The 16,425-nt window shown below is 69.2% G+C and carries 12 protein-coding genes; 9 read left to right on the forward strand and 3 right to left on the reverse strand.

Annotated features, from left to right (window positions below; translation table 11 throughout):
- Positions 1-86 precede the first annotated feature (86 nt).
- From MXC99_RS06595 to MXC99_RS06615, 5 genes are all read left to right on the forward strand, one after another.
- Positions 87-254 (forward strand): rubredoxin, encoded by a 168-nt coding sequence (locus tag MXC99_RS06595; protein ID WP_107220383.1) that lies wholly within the window; start codon positions 87-89, stop codon positions 252-254.
- A 69-nt stretch (positions 255-323) separates the two neighbouring features.
- Positions 324-1,853 (forward strand): 3-hydroxyacyl-CoA dehydrogenase PaaH, encoded by a 1,530-nt coding sequence (gene paaH, locus MXC99_RS06600; protein ID WP_247724696.1) that lies wholly within the window; start codon positions 324-326, stop codon positions 1,851-1,853.
- 118 nt (positions 1,854-1,971) lie between these two features.
- Positions 1,972-3,735: an NADH-ubiquinone oxidoreductase-F iron-sulfur binding region domain-containing protein gene (locus tag MXC99_RS06605; RefSeq protein ID WP_247724697.1), complete on the forward strand. Its 1,764-nt coding sequence runs from the start codon at positions 1,972-1,974 to the stop codon at positions 3,733-3,735.
- Positions 3,735-6,515 (forward strand): formate dehydrogenase subunit alpha, encoded by a 2,781-nt coding sequence (fdhF, locus tag MXC99_RS06610; protein ID WP_247724706.1) that lies wholly within the window; start codon positions 3,735-3,737, stop codon positions 6,513-6,515. The genes MXC99_RS06605 and fdhF overlap by 1 nt, the downstream gene beginning before the upstream one ends.
- 195 nt (positions 6,516-6,710) lie before the next feature.
- Positions 6,711-8,894, forward strand: coding sequence for a malate synthase G (locus MXC99_RS06615; RefSeq protein WP_247724698.1), 2,184 nt, complete (start codon positions 6,711-6,713; stop codon positions 8,892-8,894).
- Positions 8,895-8,967: 73 nt separating this feature from the next.
- Here the strand turns inward: MXC99_RS06615 and MXC99_RS06620 are convergent, their stop codons facing one another.
- Both MXC99_RS06620 and MXC99_RS06625 read right to left on the reverse strand, forming a co-directional pair.
- Positions 8,968-10,596 carry an MFS transporter gene (locus tag MXC99_RS06620; RefSeq protein WP_247724699.1) on the reverse strand — a complete coding sequence of 543 codons (1,629 nt, stop codon included), beginning with the start codon at positions 10,594-10,596 and terminating at the stop codon, positions 8,968-8,970.
- An 81-nt stretch (positions 10,597-10,677) separates the two neighbouring features.
- Positions 10,678-11,487 carry an outer membrane protein assembly factor BamD gene (locus tag MXC99_RS06625; RefSeq protein WP_247724700.1) on the reverse strand — a complete coding sequence of 270 codons (810 nt, stop codon included), beginning with the start codon at positions 11,485-11,487 and terminating at the stop codon, positions 10,678-10,680.
- 13 nt (positions 11,488-11,500) lie between these two features.
- Here MXC99_RS06625 and MXC99_RS06630 point away from each other — a divergent pair, with 13 nt between their 5' ends.
- Entirely contained in the window at positions 11,501-12,460 is a 960-nt protein-coding gene (locus MXC99_RS06630) for an RluA family pseudouridine synthase (RefSeq protein ID WP_432654236.1), read from the forward strand.
- An 8-nt stretch (positions 12,461-12,468) separates the two neighbouring features.
- Entirely contained in the window at positions 12,469-13,221 is a 753-nt protein-coding gene (gene pgeF, locus MXC99_RS06635) for a peptidoglycan editing factor PgeF (protein ID WP_247724702.1), read from the forward strand.
- A 73-nt stretch (positions 13,222-13,294) separates the two neighbouring features.
- Here pgeF and MXC99_RS06640 read toward each other — a convergent pair whose 3' ends face one another.
- Positions 13,295-13,510 carry a hypothetical protein gene (locus tag MXC99_RS06640; RefSeq protein WP_247724703.1) on the reverse strand — a complete coding sequence of 72 codons (216 nt, stop codon included), beginning with the start codon at positions 13,508-13,510 and terminating at the stop codon, positions 13,295-13,297.
- A gap of 86 nt (positions 13,511-13,596) precedes the next feature.
- Between MXC99_RS06640 and MXC99_RS06645 the strand changes: the two genes are divergently transcribed.
- Positions 13,597-15,342, forward strand: a complete 1,746-nt coding sequence (locus tag MXC99_RS06645) for a PHA/PHB synthase family protein (RefSeq protein WP_247724704.1) — start codon at positions 13,597-13,599, stop codon at positions 15,340-15,342.
- Between the two features lie 112 nt (positions 15,343-15,454).
- Entirely contained in the window at positions 15,455-16,195 is a 741-nt protein-coding gene (phbB, locus tag MXC99_RS06650; protein ID WP_107220393.1) for an acetoacetyl-CoA reductase, read from the forward strand.
- Positions 16,196-16,425: the final 230 nt, after the last annotated feature.

Raw genomic sequence — 16,425 nt, forward strand, 5'->3', positions numbered from 1 at the left:
CGGCTTGCGCCGGTCCGGAAACGGCGATGATTCCGCCGCTGTTCCCCTCGTCACATGCGGGCATTTGCCCCTCACGGAGAGTCACCATGGCCCAATACCAATGCAGTGCATGCTATTTCCCCTACGATGAGGCCGAAGGCCTGCCCGAGCACGGCATCCCTGCCGGGACGCGGTGGGAGGATGTGCCGGCCGATTTCGTCTGCCCCGACTGCGGCACGCCGAAGTCGAACTGGATGGAACTGAACACCGACTGAACCGGGCTTCACGGGGGGCGTCACCCGCACCCCGGAGGCTTTTCCCGAGTCCCCTTTTTGGAGATGGACGTGGCAGCACTTTCGACCTCGACCCGCATCGCCGTCATCGGCGCCGGCGCCATGGGCAGCGGCATCGCCCACGTGGCGGCGCGCGCCGGGCACACGGTTTATCTGTACGACATGAACGCGGAGGCGGTCGCGCGCGGCCGCGACGCGATCGGCAAGGACCTGCGCTTTCTCGTCGGCAAGGGCAAGCTCGCCGAAGCCGAAGCCGAGGCGGTGCTGGCGCGGGTGATCGGCAGCAGCCGCATCGAGGATCTCGCCGATGCCGGTCTGCTGATCGAGGCCATCGTCGAGAACCTCGAGGTCAAGCAGAAGCTGTTCCGCCAGCTCGAAGCGCTGGCCGGGCCGCAGGCCATCCTCGCCACCAACACCTCGTCGCTGTCGATCACCGCGATGGCTGCGGTGCTGGCACGCCCGCAGCGGCTGGCCGGAATGCACTTCTTCAACCCGGCGCCGCGCATGGCGCTGGTCGAGATCGTCTCCGGGCTCGCCACCGACCCCGAGGTCGCGGGCACGCTGTACGACACCGCGAAGGCCTGGGGCAAGACTCCGGTGCATGCGAGCTCGACCCCGGGCTTCATCGTCAACCGCGTCGCCCGTCCCTATTACGCCGAGGCCCAGCGCGTGCTCGCCGAGCGTGCCGCCGCCCCGGCGACGCTGGATGCGGTGCTGCGCGAAGCCTGCGGCTTCCCGATGGGGCCGTTCGAGCTGATGGACCTGATCGGCCACGACGTCAATTACGCGGTGACCCATTCGGTGTTCGATGCCTACCACGGCGACCGCCGCTACACCCCGAGCCTGATCCAGCGCGAGCTGGTGCTGGCCGGGCGCCTCGGGCGCAAGTCGGGGCAGGGCTTCTACGACTACCGCGACGGAGCGGAAAAACCGGCGCCGGCGACGGAGCCCGCGGCGGCGGCGCTGCCGGCGCTCGTGGTCCATGGCCGTCTCGGCGTGGCCGAGCCGCTGGTGGCGCGCCTTGCGCAGGCCGGCATCGCCGTCGAGCGCAGCGCGGCGAGCGCGGCCGAGGAGGGCGGCGAGCTGCGCATCGGCACGGCGCGCCTGGCGCTGTCCGACGGTCGTACCGCCACCCGGCGCGCGGTCGAGGACGGGACGTCGGAGCTGGTGCTGTTCGATCTCGCGCGCGACTACGCGAGCACGCCGCGCCTGGCGCTGGCCCGTGCCGACCAGTGCAGCGATTCCGCCTGGCAGGCGGTGGTCGGCACCCTGCAGGTGGCCGGGATCGCGCTCAGCCGGGTCGACGACGTCGCCGGTCTGGTGGCGCTGCGCACGGTGTGCATGCTCGCCAACGAAGCCGCCGACTGCGTGCTGCAGGGCATCGCCACTGCAGCCGACATCGATACCGCGATGCGCAACGGCACCAACTACCCGGAAGGGCCGCTGGCCTGGGCCGACCGCCTCGGCACGCCCTTCGTCGCCCGCGTGCTGGAGAATCTGCGTGCGCATTACGGCGAGGAGCGTTATCGTCTGTCTCCGCTGATCGCCCGCCGCGCCCTGACCGGCGCGCCCCTGCACTGAGCATCCGAAGATCGGCTCCGGCGGGACGGTGCCCGGCGCCAGGGGGCGGCATCGCCGCCGCTGCGCCCGGGGGCACCGTCCCGTGCGCAGCCCGGCAACCTGCTCCGAGGAGAGCCCCATGTCTGCCCGTTCCGTGATGCGCGGACCCACGCGTCAGCCGCTGTCCGAAACCGCGCGTGATGCCGCGCGCGCCGCGCTTGCCGGCGAGGCGCCGCGCCGCGACCGCCTGATCGAATACCTCCACCGCCTGCAGGACGCGCACGGCGCGCTCCACGCCGGGCACCTCGCCGCGCTTGCCGAAGCGCTGCAACTGGCGCGCGCCGAAGTGTTCGAGGTCGCGACTTTCTACCACCACTTCGATTTCGTTGCCGAGGGCGGCGCCGCACCGCCGGCGCTCACCGTGCGCGTGTGCGATTCGCTCGGCTGTGCGATGGCGGGCGGGGCGGAACTCGCCGCCACGCTCGCAACGCGGCTCGGCGCCGGGGTGCGGGTGCAGCGCGTGCCCTGTGTCGGGCGCTGCGACAGTGCGCCGGTCGCGGTGGTCGGGCAGCGCCCGGTGCTGCACGCCGATGTCGACACGGTTGCGGCGGTCGTTGCCAGCGGCGAGCGTGAGGAGGCCCTGCCCGCGGCGATCCGCTTCGACGCCTACCGCGCCGCCGGCGGTTACGCGCTGTGGGAAGCGGTGTGCAGCGGTGCGCGCGATCCCGCGTCGATCGTCGCCGCGCTCGACGCGGCCGGCCTGCGCGGGCTGGGCGGCGCCGGCTTTCCCGCCGCGCGCAAGTGGCGCACGGTCGCGGCGCAGCCGGCGCCGCGCCACATGGCGGTGAATATCGACGAAGGCGAGCCGGGGACCTTCAAGGATCGCCACTACCTGTCGACCGATCCGCACCGTTTCATCGAAGGCATGCTCATCGCCGCCCGGGTGGTCGGCATCGCCGCGATCTGGATCTACATCCGCGACGAATACCCGGCGCTGCGCCGCCTCCTCGCCGAGGAGCTCGAGCGCGTGCGCGTCGAATGGCCGGAGCTGCCGCCGATCGAGCTGCGCCGCGGCGCCGGCGCCTACGTCTGCGGCGAAGAGTCGGCGATGATCGAGTCGATCGAAGGCAAGCGCGGCATGCCGCGGCTGCGTCCGCCTTATGTCGCCGAAGTCGGCCTGTTCGGCCGTCCGACGCTGGAGCACAACCTCGAGACGCTGTGGTGGGTGCGCGATATCGTCGAAATGAGTGCCGAGCGCGGCGCCGACGGGTTCGCGCGCCACGGCCGCCACGGCCGCAAGGGCCTCCGGAGCTTCTCGGTCAGCGGCCGCGTGGCCCGGCCCGGTGTCGTCGTCACCGATGCCGGCATCACCCTGCGCGAACTGATCGACGAGCACTGCGGCGGCATGCTCCCCGGCCACGAACTGTACGGCTACTTTCCCGGCGGCGCCTCGGGCGGCATCCTGCCCGCGCGGCTGGCCGACGTGCCGCTCGATTTCGACACTCTGGCACCCCACGGCTGCTTCATCGGCTCCGCGGCGATCGTGGTGTTCTCGCAGCACGACCAGGCACGCCTGCTCGCCGAAAACGCGATGGCCTTCTTCGCCCATGAATCCTGCGGCCAGTGCACGCCGTGCCGGGTCGGCACGGCGAAGGCGGTGGAGCTGATGCAGGCGCCCGCGTGGGACGCCGGCCTGCTCACCGAACTCGGCAGGACGATGATGGACGCTTCGATCTGCGGCCTCGGCCAGGCCGCGCCGAACCCGATGCAGTCGGTGCTGCGCTTCTTCCCGCACGAGGTCGGAGGCGCGCGCGCTGGCGCTGCAGCGGACGCTTTGCCGACGGCGCCCGATGCGTGCCCCGCCCCTTCGGCGCAGCGTGCAGACGACACGAGGAGCGCATGATGAACGCCACCGACCGGATCCGCTTCGAACTCGACGGCCGCGAAATCGACGCCGCCCCCGGCGAATCGATCCTGGAGGCCGCGCAGCGCGCCGGCACCGACATCCCGCACCTGTGCTACACGGACGGGCTGCGCGCCGACGGCAACTGCCGCGCCTGCGTGGTCGAGATCGACGGCGAGCGCGTGCTCGCCCCCTCGTGCTGCCGCGCGCCCAAGCCGGGGATGAAGGTGAAGGCCGCAAGCGAACGCGCGCGCGCCTCCCAGCGCATGGTGCTGGAGCTGTTGCGCGCCGACGTGCCGGCCGAGGCCGAGAAGGCCGACTCCGAACTTGCGCACTGGTGCGAGGCGCTCGGCGTCGTGGAGCCCCGCTTCGCCCCCCGCGCCAATCCCGCCCCCGAGCGCAGCCACCCGGGCATCGCCGTCGATCTGGCCGCCTGCATCCAGTGCACGCGCTGCCTGCGCGCCTGCCGCGAGGTGCAGGTGAATGACGTGATCGGCCTCGCCCGCCGTGGCGCCGACACCGCGATCGTGTTCGACTTCGACGTGCCGATGGGGGACTCGAGCTGCGTCGGCTGCGGCGAATGCGTCCAGGCCTGCCCGACCGGCGCGCTGCAGCCGGCGGCGCTGCTCGAGGCCACCGCCGCGCCCGCGTCCAGCGACCGTCCGACCCGGCAGGTCGATTCCCTGTGCCCCTACTGCGGCGTCGGCTGCCAGGTGCGCTACCACGTCGCCAGCGAGGGCGCGGCGCAGCGCATCGTCTTCGCCGAGGGCGGCGACGGCCCGGCCAACGCCGGCCGCCTGTGCGTGAAGGGGCGTTACGGCTTCACCTACAGCCGCAACCGCGAGCGCCTGACCACGCCGCTGATCCGCCGCCCGGACGTGCCCAAGGGGACGGTGGTCGATCCGGCCGCTCCGCTGACTGCGTTCCGCGCGGCGAGCTGGGACGAAGCGCTCGACGCCGCCGCCGCCGGGCTGCTGCGGATCCGGCATGACCACGGCCCGCACGCGCTCGCCGGCTTCGGCTCGGCCAAGGGCAGCAACGAGGAGGCCTACCTGTTCCAGAAGCTGGTGCGGACCGGCTTCGGCACCCACAACGTGGATCATTGCACGCGCCTGTGCCACGCCTCGTCGGTGGCGGCGCTGCTCGAAGGGATCGGCTCGGGTGCGGTGTCCAATCCGGTGCGCGACGTGGAGTTCGCCGACGTCATCATCGTCATCGGCGCCAATCCGGCGGCCAACCACCCGGTGGCGGCGAGCTTCATCAAGAACGCGGTGAAGGGGGGCAAACACGGGGGCGAAAGCGGCGGCGCGAAGCTGGTGCTGATGGACCCGCGCGCGACCCCGCTCGCGCGCCATGCCTGGCGCGTGCTGCAGTTCCGCGCCGACGCCGATGTTGCCCTGCTGCTGTCGATGGCGTGCACGATCATCGAGGAAGGACTCACCGACGCGGCCTTCATCGCCGCCCGTACCGAAGGCTTCGAGGCCTTCCGCGACGCCGCGCTGAATTACCCGCCCGAGCGCACCGAGGCCCTCACCGGCATCGCTGCCGCCACCGTGCGCGAGGTCGCGCGCGCCTACGCCCGCGGCCCGAACAGCATGATCCTGTGGGGAATGGGAGTGTCGCAGCACACCCACGGCACCGACAACGTGCGCGCGCTGATCGCGCTGGCGCTGATGACCGGCCAGATCGGCCGCCGCGGCACCGGCCTGCACCCGCTGCGCGGCCAGAACAACGTCCAGGGCGCCTCCGACGCCGGCCTCATCCCGATGATGCTGCCCGACTACCAGAAAGTGGCCGATCCCGCGGTGCGGGCGCGCTTCGAGGCGCTGTGGCAGGCGCCGCTGGGGCAGACCCCCGGCCTCACCGTGGTCGAGATCATCGATGCCGCCTGCGCCGGGCAGATCCGCGGCATGTACATCGAAGGCGAGAACCCGGCGATGTCCGACCCCGATCTCGCCCACGCCCGCGAAGGCCTGGCAAAGCTCGAGCACCTGGTGGTGCAGGACATCTTCCTGACCGAGACCGCGATGCTGGCCGACGTCGTGCTGCCGGCCTCGAGCCTGTTCGAGAAGGGCGGCAGCTTCACCAACACCGACCGCCTGGTGCAGCTCGCCCGTCCGGTCCTGCCGCTGCCGGGCGAGGCCCGTGCGGACTGGTGGATCATCCAGGAGATCGCCCGCCGGATGGGGCTGGCGTGGGACTACCCCGGCCCGGGGGCGGTGTTCGACGAGCTCGTGCGGGCGATGCCCAGCCATGGCGGGATGAGCTGGGCGAAGCTGGAGGCCGAGGGTGCGATCGTGGCGCCGAAAGTCGCCGCCGATGCGCCGTCCGAGCCGGTGCTGTTCCAGGAGTGCTTTCCGACCGCCAACGGGCGCGGCCGCTTCGTCGCGGTGACGCCGCTGCCGGCGGCGGAGCTGCCCGATGAGGACTACCCGATGGTGCTGATCACCGGGCGTGTGCTCGAACACTGGCACACGGGGTCGATGACGCGCCGCGCCGAAGTGCTCGATGCGCTCGACCCGGACCCCTGGTGCGCGATGCATCCGGCCGATCTCGCCCGCCTCGGCGTGGCCGCGGGCGGGCGGGTGGCGCTGCAGACTCGGCGCGGGCGCATCGAGCTCGAGGCAAGGGCGGACGAAGGCGTGCGCGCCGGCACCGTGTTCATGGCGTTCTGCTATCGCGAGGCGGCGGCCAACCTGCTGACCCAGCCCGCGCTCGACCCTTTCGGCAAGATCCCGGAGTTCAAGTACTGTGCGCTGCGGGTCGAGGCCGTGCCCTGAGCGCGGCGGCTTCGGGGTCTTCCGGATCGTTGTGACCGGGCGTGTGCTGCAGGCCGGGGCTCATCTGTTGTATCTTATAGAGGACTTTTGTCCGCCGCTCTTGACCCACGCGCCGATCGATCGCATCCTTTTTCGGTTGCGCGCGGTGCGCAGGACGAGCGTTGATCCACATTCTTGTCGAAGAGAGCCCGAAAAATGACCGAACGAGTGACGTGTCAGCGCCTTCAGGTCGCTGCCAACCTGAAGCGTTTCATTGAAGAAGAAGCCCTGCCCGGCAGCGGTGTCGATGCGGTAGCGTTCTGGTCCGGTTTCGATGCGCTGATCCATGAGCTGGCACCGAAGAACCGCGCCCTGCTCGCCGAGCGTGAGCGCCTGCAGGGCGAGATCGATGCCTGGCACCGTGCCCACCCCGGTCCGATCGCCGACATGGCGGCCTACCGCGCTTTCCTCGAATCGATCGGCTATCTGCTGCCCGTGCCGGCCGATGCCAGGATCACGACCACCAATGTCGATGACGAACTGGCGCTGCAGGCCGGCCCGCAGCTGGTGGTGCCGGTGATGAACGCACGCTACGCGCTCAATGCCGCCAATGCCCGCTGGGGCTCGCTGTACGATGCGCTGTACGGCACCGATGCGATCCCGCAGACCGATGGCGCCGGACTGACCGCCGGCTACAACCCGGTGCGCGGGGCGAAGGTCATTGCCTTCGGCCGCCGGGTGCTCGACCAGGCCGCGCCGCTTGCCGGGGCTTCGCACGCCGACGCGACCGCCTACGCCGTGGCCGGCGGCAAGCTCGTGGTGACGCTGAACAACGGCAGCACCACCGGGCTGCAGCAGGCGGACAAGTTCGTCGGCTACCAGGGCGAAGCTGCCGCGCCGAAAGCGGTGCTGCTGAGGAACAACGGCCTCCACATCGAGATCCAGATCGACCGCGCCGGCGCGATCGGCAAGGGCGACGGCGCCGGGGTGAACGACCTCCTGCTCGAAGCCGCAGTGTCGACGATCATGGACTGCGAGGACTCGGTCGCCGCGGTCGATGCCGAGGACAAGCTCGTCGTCTATCGCAACTGGCTCGGGCTGATGGCCGGCACTCTCGAGGACACGTTCGAGAAAGGCGGCAAGCCGATGACCCGCCGCCTCAACCCCGACCGCGAATACACCGGCGCCGACGGCAAGGCGCTCAAGCTGCACGGGCGCTCGCTGCTGTTCGTGCGCAACGTCGGCCACCTGATGACCAATCCGGCGATCCTCGACGGCGCCGGCAACGAAGTGCCCGAAGGCATCATGGACGCGGTGGTGACGACGCTGACTGCCAAGCGCGACCTCGAACGCAAGGGCAACTCGCGCCGCGGCAGCATCTACATCGTCAAGCCCAAGATGCACGGCCCGGCCGAAGTCGCCTTCGCCGACGAGCTGTTCACCCGCGTCGAGCAGCTGCTCGGCCTACCCGCCCACACCGTCAAGCTTGGCATCATGGACGAGGAGCGCCGCACCAGCGTCAACCTGGCCGCCTGCATCGCCGCCGCGCCGGCCCGCGTGGCCTTCATCAACACCGGCTTCCTCGACCGCACCGGCGACGAGATGCACACTGCGATGGAAGCCGGCCCGATGATGCGCAAGGGCGAGATCAAGAACAGCAAGTGGATCGCCGCCTACGAGCGCCGCAACGTGCTGATCGGGCTCGCCGCCGGGCTGCGCGGCCGGGCCCAGATCGGCAAGGGGATGTGGGCAATGCCCGACCTGATGGCGGCGATGCTCGAGCAGAAGGTGAACCATCCGAAGTCGGGCGCGAACACCGCCTGGGTGCCGTCGCCCACCGCGGCGACCCTGCATGCGCTGCACTATCACCAGGTGAGCGTGGCTGCGGTGCAGCAGGAGATCGAGAAGCTCGACCTGAACCGGGAGGCCGCCGCGCTGCTCGACGACCTGCTCACCGTTCCGGTGGTGGCGAAGGCCGGGTGGAGCGCCGCCGAGCGCCAGCAGGAACTCGACAACAACTGCCAGGGCATCCTCGGCTACGTGGTGCGCTGGGTCGAGCAGGGCGTGGGCTGCTCCAAGGTGCCCGACATCAACGACGTCGGCCTGATGGAAGACCGCGCCACCCTGCGCATCTCCAGCCAGCACATCGCCAACTGGCTGCGCCATGGCGTGGTCGGCGCCGAGGAAGTCGAACAGACCCTGCGCCGGATGGCTGCGGTGGTCGATGGGCAGAACGCCGGTGACCCGGCTTACCGCCCGATGGCGCCGAATTTCAACGATTCGGTGGCCTTCCAGGCCGCGCGCGCGCTGATCTTCGAAGGCTGCACCCAGCCCAGCGGCTACACCGAGCCGCTGCTGCACCGCTACCGTCAGCAGTTCAAGGCCAAGGTCGGCGGCTGATCGCCGATTCTGCGCGCTGTGCAGTGACGACCGGACCGGCGCAAGCCGGTCCGGTCGTTTACGCCATCGCCTTTCAAGGGGATCCGGTTTTCAGCGTTTCGGCCACGTAGCGGCGCACGCGAGGCGGCTCCGGCCCCTGGTGGAAGGCGAGACGCTGCGCGCGCAAGCCGATGTCGGCGGCAGTGAAGCGCTCCAGCCGGCGCAGGTGCTCGACCCAGTTCTCGTCGAGGAAGTATTCGATGTAGCGTCCGGGCAGCGTGGTGTCGCGGAACAGCCCCCATGACAGCGCGCCCTGGCGCAGGCGGGCGCGCCGGGTTTGCTGCATGACGGCATTGAAGGCGGCTGCTTGCGCAGGATCGATCAGGTATTCGATCGTCACCATCACCGGGCCTTCGTCGGGCCGGATGTCGATCACCGGCTCGCCCACGCTTGCCGCCGCCGGTGCCGGCGTCATGTCCTCGTCGCCGCCGCCGCCGACCCTCAGGCCGCGGGAGAACCAGGTGAACAGAGGGCCGAGAGCGGAGGCGGTGAGGATCGCGAGCGCGAGCGTGCCGTGGCTGGCGACATGGCCCCAGAGCGCGGCGCCGGCAGCGCTGCCGCCCATCAGGGCCATCTGGTAGATCGACATGCCGCGCGCACGGACCCAGTTCGGCAGTGCGGTCTGGGCGGCCACGGCGAGGGCGTTGGCGGTCAGGACCCAGGCCGCGCCGGCCAGGGCACAGGCAGGCAGGGCAGCGGCCAGCACCGGGGACAGCGCCACTGCGGCCGCAGCCAAGGCGTGGATGCAGCTTCCCCACAGGATGAAGGTGTCGCTGCGGATGCCGCGGCGAAGATGTGGCAGAAAGAGCGCGGTGAGGATCGCGCCGACGCCCATCGCGGCAAGCAATGCGGTGAAACCGCCGGCGCCGGCGCCGAGTTCGCGGGCGAGCAGCGGCAGCAGGGCGAGCAACGCACTGGACTGGAGGAAGAAGACGCAGGCCCGGAGCAGGACGATGCGCATGCGCGGCGATTGGGCAACGTGCTGGACGCCGACCCGCATCGCGCCGAAGAAGCGTTCCCCGGGCAGGGCGCTGGCGCGTGCGGGCGCTTTCCAGCGCAGGATCAGCACGAAGGCGAGCAGCGACATTGCCGCATTGACGATGAATACGGTGTGGCTGCCGGTGCCGGCAATCAGGGCCCCGGCGACGATCGGTCCGATGATGCGCGACATGTTCATCGCGATGCCGTTGAGGGCGAGGGCGCTCGACAATTCGTGACGCGGCACGATATCGGGCACGATGGCGGCGAACACGGGCCAGCGCATTGCCATGCCGATGCCGTTGGCAAAAGTGAGGGCGAGCAGCAGCGGGGCGGTGAGCAGTTCCGCCAGCGACAGCGCGGCGAGGACGGCGGCGATGGCGGCGACCCAGAGCTGGGTGAAGGCAAAGTAGCGACGGCGGTCGACGATGTCGGCAAGCGCCCCGCTGGGCAGGCCGAGGAGGAACACCGGCAGGGTGGAGGCGGCCTGCACCAGGGCCACCATGACGACGCTGTCGGTGAGCGAGGTCATCAGCCAGGCGCTGGTGACCTCGTTCATCCACATCGTGATGTTCGCGGTCAGCCAGGCTAGCCACAGCATCCGGAATACCGGGGTGCGCAGCGGCGCGAGCGCCGAGGAAGGAGGGGCGGAAACCGGGGCGGAAGCGGGCGGAGGCTTGCTCATGTCGCGTGCGTGGCGAGGGAGGCTGGCCGATGCCGTCGCCGGAGCCGCCTCAGGCCGGGCCGGAGGCGCCTCCGGGCATGATCACCACAGCTGCCACCAGGGTTTGTCGCTCACCGGGCCGCCGCGGAAGTAGGCGCTGTCGGGGAAGTTGGTGTGCATGACCCGGTCGGCGTCGTCGCGCAGGGCGTTCATGCCGAGCGCGTCGTAACTCTTGACCAGCAGGAACAGCGCTTCCTCGATTGCGGGGGATTTCGGGAAGTTCGTGACCGCGGTCTGGGCGCGGTTGATCGCTGCGACGTAGGCGCCGCGGTTGTAGTAGTAGCGCGCCACGTGGACTTCATGGGAGGCGAGCGAGTTGACCAGGTACTGCAGGCGCGCGCGCGAGTCTTCGGCGTAGCGGCTTTCCGGAAAGCGTTCGATGAGCTGGCGGAAGCTCTCGAAGGCTTCCTGGGCGCCTTTCGGGTCGCGCTCGGAAAGATCTTGGCGCGACAGGTTGGCGAGCAGGCCGAGGTCTTCATTGAAGTTCACCAGCCCCTTCAGGTAGTACGCGTAGTCCACGTTGGGGTGGTTGGGGTGGAGCTTGATGAAGCGGTCGGCCGCGGCGAGCGCGAGCGCCTGTTCGCCCTGCTTGTAGTAGGCGTAGGCGACTTCGAGCTGGGCCTGCTGGGCGAAGCGGCCGTAGGGATAGCGCGCCTCGAGCTTTTCGAACAGGGTGATGGCGCGGTCGTAGGCGCCTTCGGTCATCGAGGTCTTGGCCTCGGAATACAGCGTCTGGGCATTCCAGCCGGCGGTCTCGTCGATCTGTTCCGGCAGCATGCCGCAGCCGCCGAGCAGCAGTGCGCCAATGAGCGCGACTTTTCCCGTTAAACTTCCGAGGGTGAACCTGGCCATCGAAGACACTCGCGTGAATGAACGCGCCGATTATATCCCAGCCGACGACGACGACTCGCTCGAAGCGCTGACGATTCCCGCCGAACTGGGCGGGCTGCGACTGGACCAGGCGCTGGCGCGCCTGTTTCCACAGCACTCGCGCAGCCGCCTGCAGTCCTGGTTGAAGGAAGGCTTCATCCGCATCGACGGCGGCTCGCCCGGCGTCCGCAGCAAAGTGTGGGGCGGTGAATGCGTCGAGCTCGATCCGCCGCCGCCGCCCGAGGTGGCGGCCGAACTGCCCGAGGACATTCCGCTGCAGGTCGTGTTCGAGGACGAGCACCTGATCGTCATCGACAAGCCGGCGGGGCTGGTGGTGCACCCGGGCAGCGGCAACTGGAGCGGAACCCTGCTCAACGCCTTGCTCCACCACGCGCCGGTGCTGGCCGGCGTGCCGCGCGCCGGGATCGTCCACCGCCTGGACAAGGACACCAGCGGCCTGCTTGTGGTGGCGAAGACACTCGCCGCGCAGACCGAGCTGGTGCGTCAGTTGCAAGCGCGTACGGTGAAGCGGCATTACTGGGCGCTGGTGCATGGTGGACTGGAAGGCAACGGGGTGGTCGATGCGCCGATCGGCCGCCATCCCTCCCAGCGCACCCGGATGGCGGTGGTCGGCAGCGGTCGCGCGGCGCTGACCCGCTACGCCGTGGTCGAGCGCTTCGCGCGTTGCACCCTGGTCGAATGCCGACTCGAAACCGGGCGCACGCACCAGATCCGGGTGCATATGGCGCACCTCGGCCATGCCCTGGCGGGCGATCCGGTCTATGGCCGGGCGCGCAGCGGCGATGCGCGCCTGGATGCCTTTCCGCGTCAGGCGTTGCATGCCTTCCAGCTCGGGCTGCGCCATCCGCACAGCGGGCAGGATCGGGTGTGGCAGGTGCCGATGGCGGCCGATTTCGCGGCCTTGCTCGATGATCTGCGCGGGCGCGGGCAGTGAGTCGGGCGATGGTGGCTTGGCGGGAGGACGCGCCTGGCCTGCTGCGCCCCGACTGGGATTTGCCTGCCGGTGTGGAGGCGGTGCTGACGACGCGTGCAGGCGGCTTCAGCCGTGGTGCGTTTGCTGGTTTGAACCTCGGTGACCATGTCGGGGACGACCCGGAAGCGGTCGCCTCGAACCGGGCGTGGCTATGCCGGACCCTTTCCGTCACGCCCTTGTGGCTGGCCCAGGTCCATGGAACGGCGGTGGCCGACGCCGACTCCGCGCAAGGCCTGCCGCAGGCCGATGCAGCCGTGGCGCGCGGCCCGGCACGGGCCTGCGCGGTGCTGACCGCGGACTGCCTGCCGGTGCTGCTGTGCGACGCTGCGGGCAGCGTGGTCGGGGCGGCGCATGCTGGCTGGCGCGGGCTGGCGGCCGGCGTGCTCGAGGCGACGGTGGCGCGCATGGCGGTGGCGCCGGCGCGGCTGCGGGCCTGGCTGGGGCCGGCGATCGGACCACAGGCCTTCGAAGTGGGAGACGAGGTGCGCGCGGCTTTCGTCGCCGACGATCCCGTGGCAGCGGCCGCGTTCACGCCGGGGAGGAAGGCGGGGAAATGGATGGCCGACCTGGAGCGACTCGCCCGGCGCCGGCTGTACCGGGCGGGAGTCGTGCAGGTTGCCGGCGGGGGAGTGTGCACCGTGTCGACGCCGGACCGGTTCTATTCGTACCGGCGCGATGGCGTGACCGGCCGCTTCGCCTCGCTGATCTGGCTGCGGTCCTGACAGAAGGGCGGGGTGCGGCCCCACCGGACTCGTTTCGCATGGCTGCGGAAGAAGCCCCAAGCCTTGTTTCGGACTATTGATCAGAGCCGGTTTCGGCTCTATCGTTGTGTTCCGATGCTTCCCGCGCGCGCTGCCGGCGCCGGCGCGCGGGAGTGCCCAGCAGCCACATGAACAGCGCCAGCGGAGCCAGGCCCCAGAAGACGAAGGTGAGTGCGCCGGCAAGGATGCTGTCTTCGGCTGCGGCGACGAGGATGACGACGTAGAGCCAGGCGATTGGAATCAGGTACATGGACCGATTTTAAAGCCTCGGGCGCTTGGGAATCGGAAACAATCGCGGTGGCGGCGAGTTGCCGCGGCCAGGACGAGGAGAGGTGAATGGCGGATTCAGCGGACGGGCAGATGCCGCCGGGCATGCACGCGATGTTCATTACCGGCCAGGCGATGGCACAGGGTTTTTTCGACACCTTGGCGCGCCAGCACGCTGCGCTGCTCGACTCTTCCGGCGCGGCCACGCCCCGCCTGCCGATGCCGGAAGCCGAAACCCTGACGACGATCCAGAAAGCGTATGCGGAAAAGCACGCCGCGCTGTGGTCCTCGATGCTGGCGCGCGAATCCGGCACGGCGGTCGAAGCGGTCGTGGCTCCCGAGCCCGGCGACAAGCGCTTCGCCGCGCCGGAATGGTCCGCAAGCCCGCTCTTCGACTATCTGCACCAGGCCTACCTGCTCAATGCCGGCTTGCTGCGCGAGGTGGCCGAGGCGATGCCGATCGCCGATGGTCGTGCCCGCTCCCGCCTCCAGTTCCTGACCCGGCAGTACACCGACGCCCTGGCGCCGAGCAATTTCGCCGCGACTAATCCGGAGTTCATCAAGACCGCGCTCGAAACGAAAGGCGAGAGCATTAGCCGCGGCATTCGCAATCTGCTCGCCGACCTCGAAAAAGGGCGGATCTCGATGACCGACGATGCGGCCTTCGAGGTCGGGCGCAACCTGGCGCTGACGCCGGGCGCGGTGATTTTCGAGAATGAGCTGATCCAGCTCATCCAATACGCGCCACTCACCGACAAAGTGGCGCAAAAGCCGCTGCTGATCGTTCCGCCCTGCATCAACAAGTTCTATGTCATGGATCTGCAGGCGGAGAATTCGCTGGTGCGCTTCATCCTCGAGCAGGGCTTCAGCGTGTTTCTGGTGTCGTGGAAAAACCCCCGCCCGGACAGCGGCGGCCACCATACTTGGGATGACTACCTGGACAAGGGGCCGCTCGCGGCGCTGGAGGTGGTGCGTGCGGTGACACGGGTGGAGAAGCCCAATGCGCTGGGTTTTTGCGTCGGCGGCACGCTGCTCGCTTCGGCGTTGGGGGTGGCGCGTGCGCGCGGCGAAGCGCCGGTTTCGAGCCTGACCCTGATGACGACCCTGCTCGACTTCTCCGAAGCCGGCGAACTGGGCTGCCTGGTCGACGAGGCCAGCCTGGCGGCGCACGAGGCGGCAATCGGCAAGGGCGGCGTGCTCAAGGGGCAGGAACTGGCGAACGTGTTCTCCTTCCTGCGCGCCAACGATCTGGTCTGGCAGTACGTGGTGGGCAACTACCTGAAGGGCGGCACTCCGCCGGCGTTCGATCTGCTGTACTGGAACTCCGATCCGACCAATCTGCCCGGCCCCTTCCTCGTCTGGTATTTGCGTAACATGTACCTGGAAAATAACCTGCGGATACCGGGCAAGCTGAAAATGCTGGGGCAGAAGGTGGATCTCGGCAAGCTCGATATGCCGGCCTACCTGATGGCTGCACGCGAGGATCACATCGTGCCGTGGAAGGGGGCGTATCTGGGGCGTGGGCTGCTCGGTGGCGAAACCACGTTCGTGCTCGGTGCCAGCGGCCACATCGCCGGCGCGATCAACCCCGCGTCGAAGAATCGCCGCAGCTTCTGGACCGCGGACGTCGATGCGGCCGACCCGGACGAGTGGCTAGGGGCGGCGGTCGAGCACAAAGGGAGCTGGTGGCTGCACTGGATCGAATGGCTGCGGGCCCGCAGCGGGAGGAGGGTCGCCGCGCGCGGTCGATTGGGCAGCACGAAGTACGAACCCATCGAACCGGCCCCCGGGCGCTACGTCAAGGAGCGCGCCTGAGGCGGGAAGGTCGGGATCGGCCGGCGGCGGCAGCGTCGGAGGCGGGAGCTGCCGCCGTATATTTGATAAACCTGCCTGACAGAGCGAACCCGTTTAGGGAGAGGAGAGAACGATGTCCAGAGTTGCATTGGTAACCGGTGGCATGGGGGGGCTGGGCGAAGCGATCTGCATCAAGCTTGCGGCGCTGGGCTACAAGGTGGTGACGACGCATTCGCCGGGTAACACCAAGGCTGCGGAGTGGCTGCTGACCATGAACAACATGGGCTACGGCTTCAAGGCCTATCCCTGCGACGTGTCGGATTTCGATTCGAGCAAGGCCTGCGTCGAAACCGTGACGCGGGAAGTGGGGCCGGTCGATGTGCTGGTGAACAACGCCGGGATCACCCGCGACATGACTTTCAAGAAGATGACCAAGGCCGACTGGGATGCGGTCATCGGCACCAACCTCGACAGCGTGTTCAACATGACCAAGCAGGTCATGGACGGCATGGTCGAGCGGCGCTGGGGGCGGGTCATCAACGTGTCGTCCGTGAACGGCCAGAAGGGGGCGTTCGGCCAGACCAACTATTCTGCGGCGAAGGCCGGCATGCACGGTTTCACCAAGGCGCTGGCACTGGAAGTCGCACGCAACGGGGTGACGGTCAATACGATTTCGCCGGGTTACATCGGCACCAAGATGGTGATGGCGATTCCGCAGGAAATCCTGGATTCGAAAATCCTGCCGCAGATTCCGCTCGCCCGCCTGGGCAAGCCGGAAGAAATTGCAGGTCTGGTGGCTTATCTGTCGTCGGAGGAGGCGGCTTTCGTGACCGGGGCCAATATTTCGATCAACGGCGGGCAGCACATGTTCTGAGTATCCTGGGTTGCCCGGGGCAGCTCCTTCGCTGCCGGGTGTTCGCGCCGGAGGGGCGACCCACCGGGCGGCGGCGAAGCGGCAGTGAAAGTGGCGCGCCCTTCAGCGGGCGCGTTTTTTTGGTGCGCCCGGCAGGGCGCACTCACTTGGAGGTGAAAGTCCTCTACTCGCCCGGCAAGGGGAAGAGTTAGCTGAACGGCAAGGGTGTCGCGGGTAACTGCGAATCTGGA

It is taken from the genome of Thauera aromatica (assembly GCF_023093595.1).
GTDB lineage: Bacteria > Pseudomonadota > Gammaproteobacteria > Burkholderiales > Rhodocyclaceae > Thauera > Thauera aromatica_A.

Coding starts and splice junctions, on each gene's coding strand:
- MXC99_RS06595 (WP_107220383.1), top strand. CDS start 87: ATGGCCCAATACCAATGCAGTGCATGCTATTTCCCCTACGATGAGGCC.
- MXC99_RS06605 (WP_247724697.1), top strand. CDS start 1,972: ATGTCTGCCCGTTCCGTGATGCGCGGACCCACGCGTCAGCCGCTGTCC.
- fdhF (WP_247724706.1), top strand. CDS start 3,735: ATGAACGCCACCGACCGGATCCGCTTCGAACTCGACGGCCGCGAAATC.
- MXC99_RS06615 (WP_247724698.1), top strand. CDS start 6,711: ATGACCGAACGAGTGACGTGTCAGCGCCTTCAGGTCGCTGCCAACCTG.
- MXC99_RS06620 (WP_247724699.1), bottom strand. CDS start 10,596: ATGAGCAAGCCTCCGCCCGCTTCCGCCCCGGTTTCCGCCCCTCCTTCC.
- MXC99_RS06625 (WP_247724700.1), bottom strand. CDS start 11,487: ATGGCCAGGTTCACCCTCGGAAGTTTAACGGGAAAAGTCGCGCTCATT.
- pgeF (WP_247724702.1), top strand. CDS start 12,469: ATGGTGGCTTGGCGGGAGGACGCGCCTGGCCTGCTGCGCCCCGACTGG.
- MXC99_RS06640 (WP_247724703.1), bottom strand. CDS start 13,510: ATGTACCTGATTCCAATCGCCTGGCTCTACGTCGTCATCCTCGTCGCC.
- MXC99_RS06645 (WP_247724704.1), top strand. CDS start 13,597: ATGGCGGATTCAGCGGACGGGCAGATGCCGCCGGGCATGCACGCGATG.
- phbB (WP_107220393.1), top strand. CDS start 15,455: ATGTCCAGAGTTGCATTGGTAACCGGTGGCATGGGGGGGCTGGGCGAA.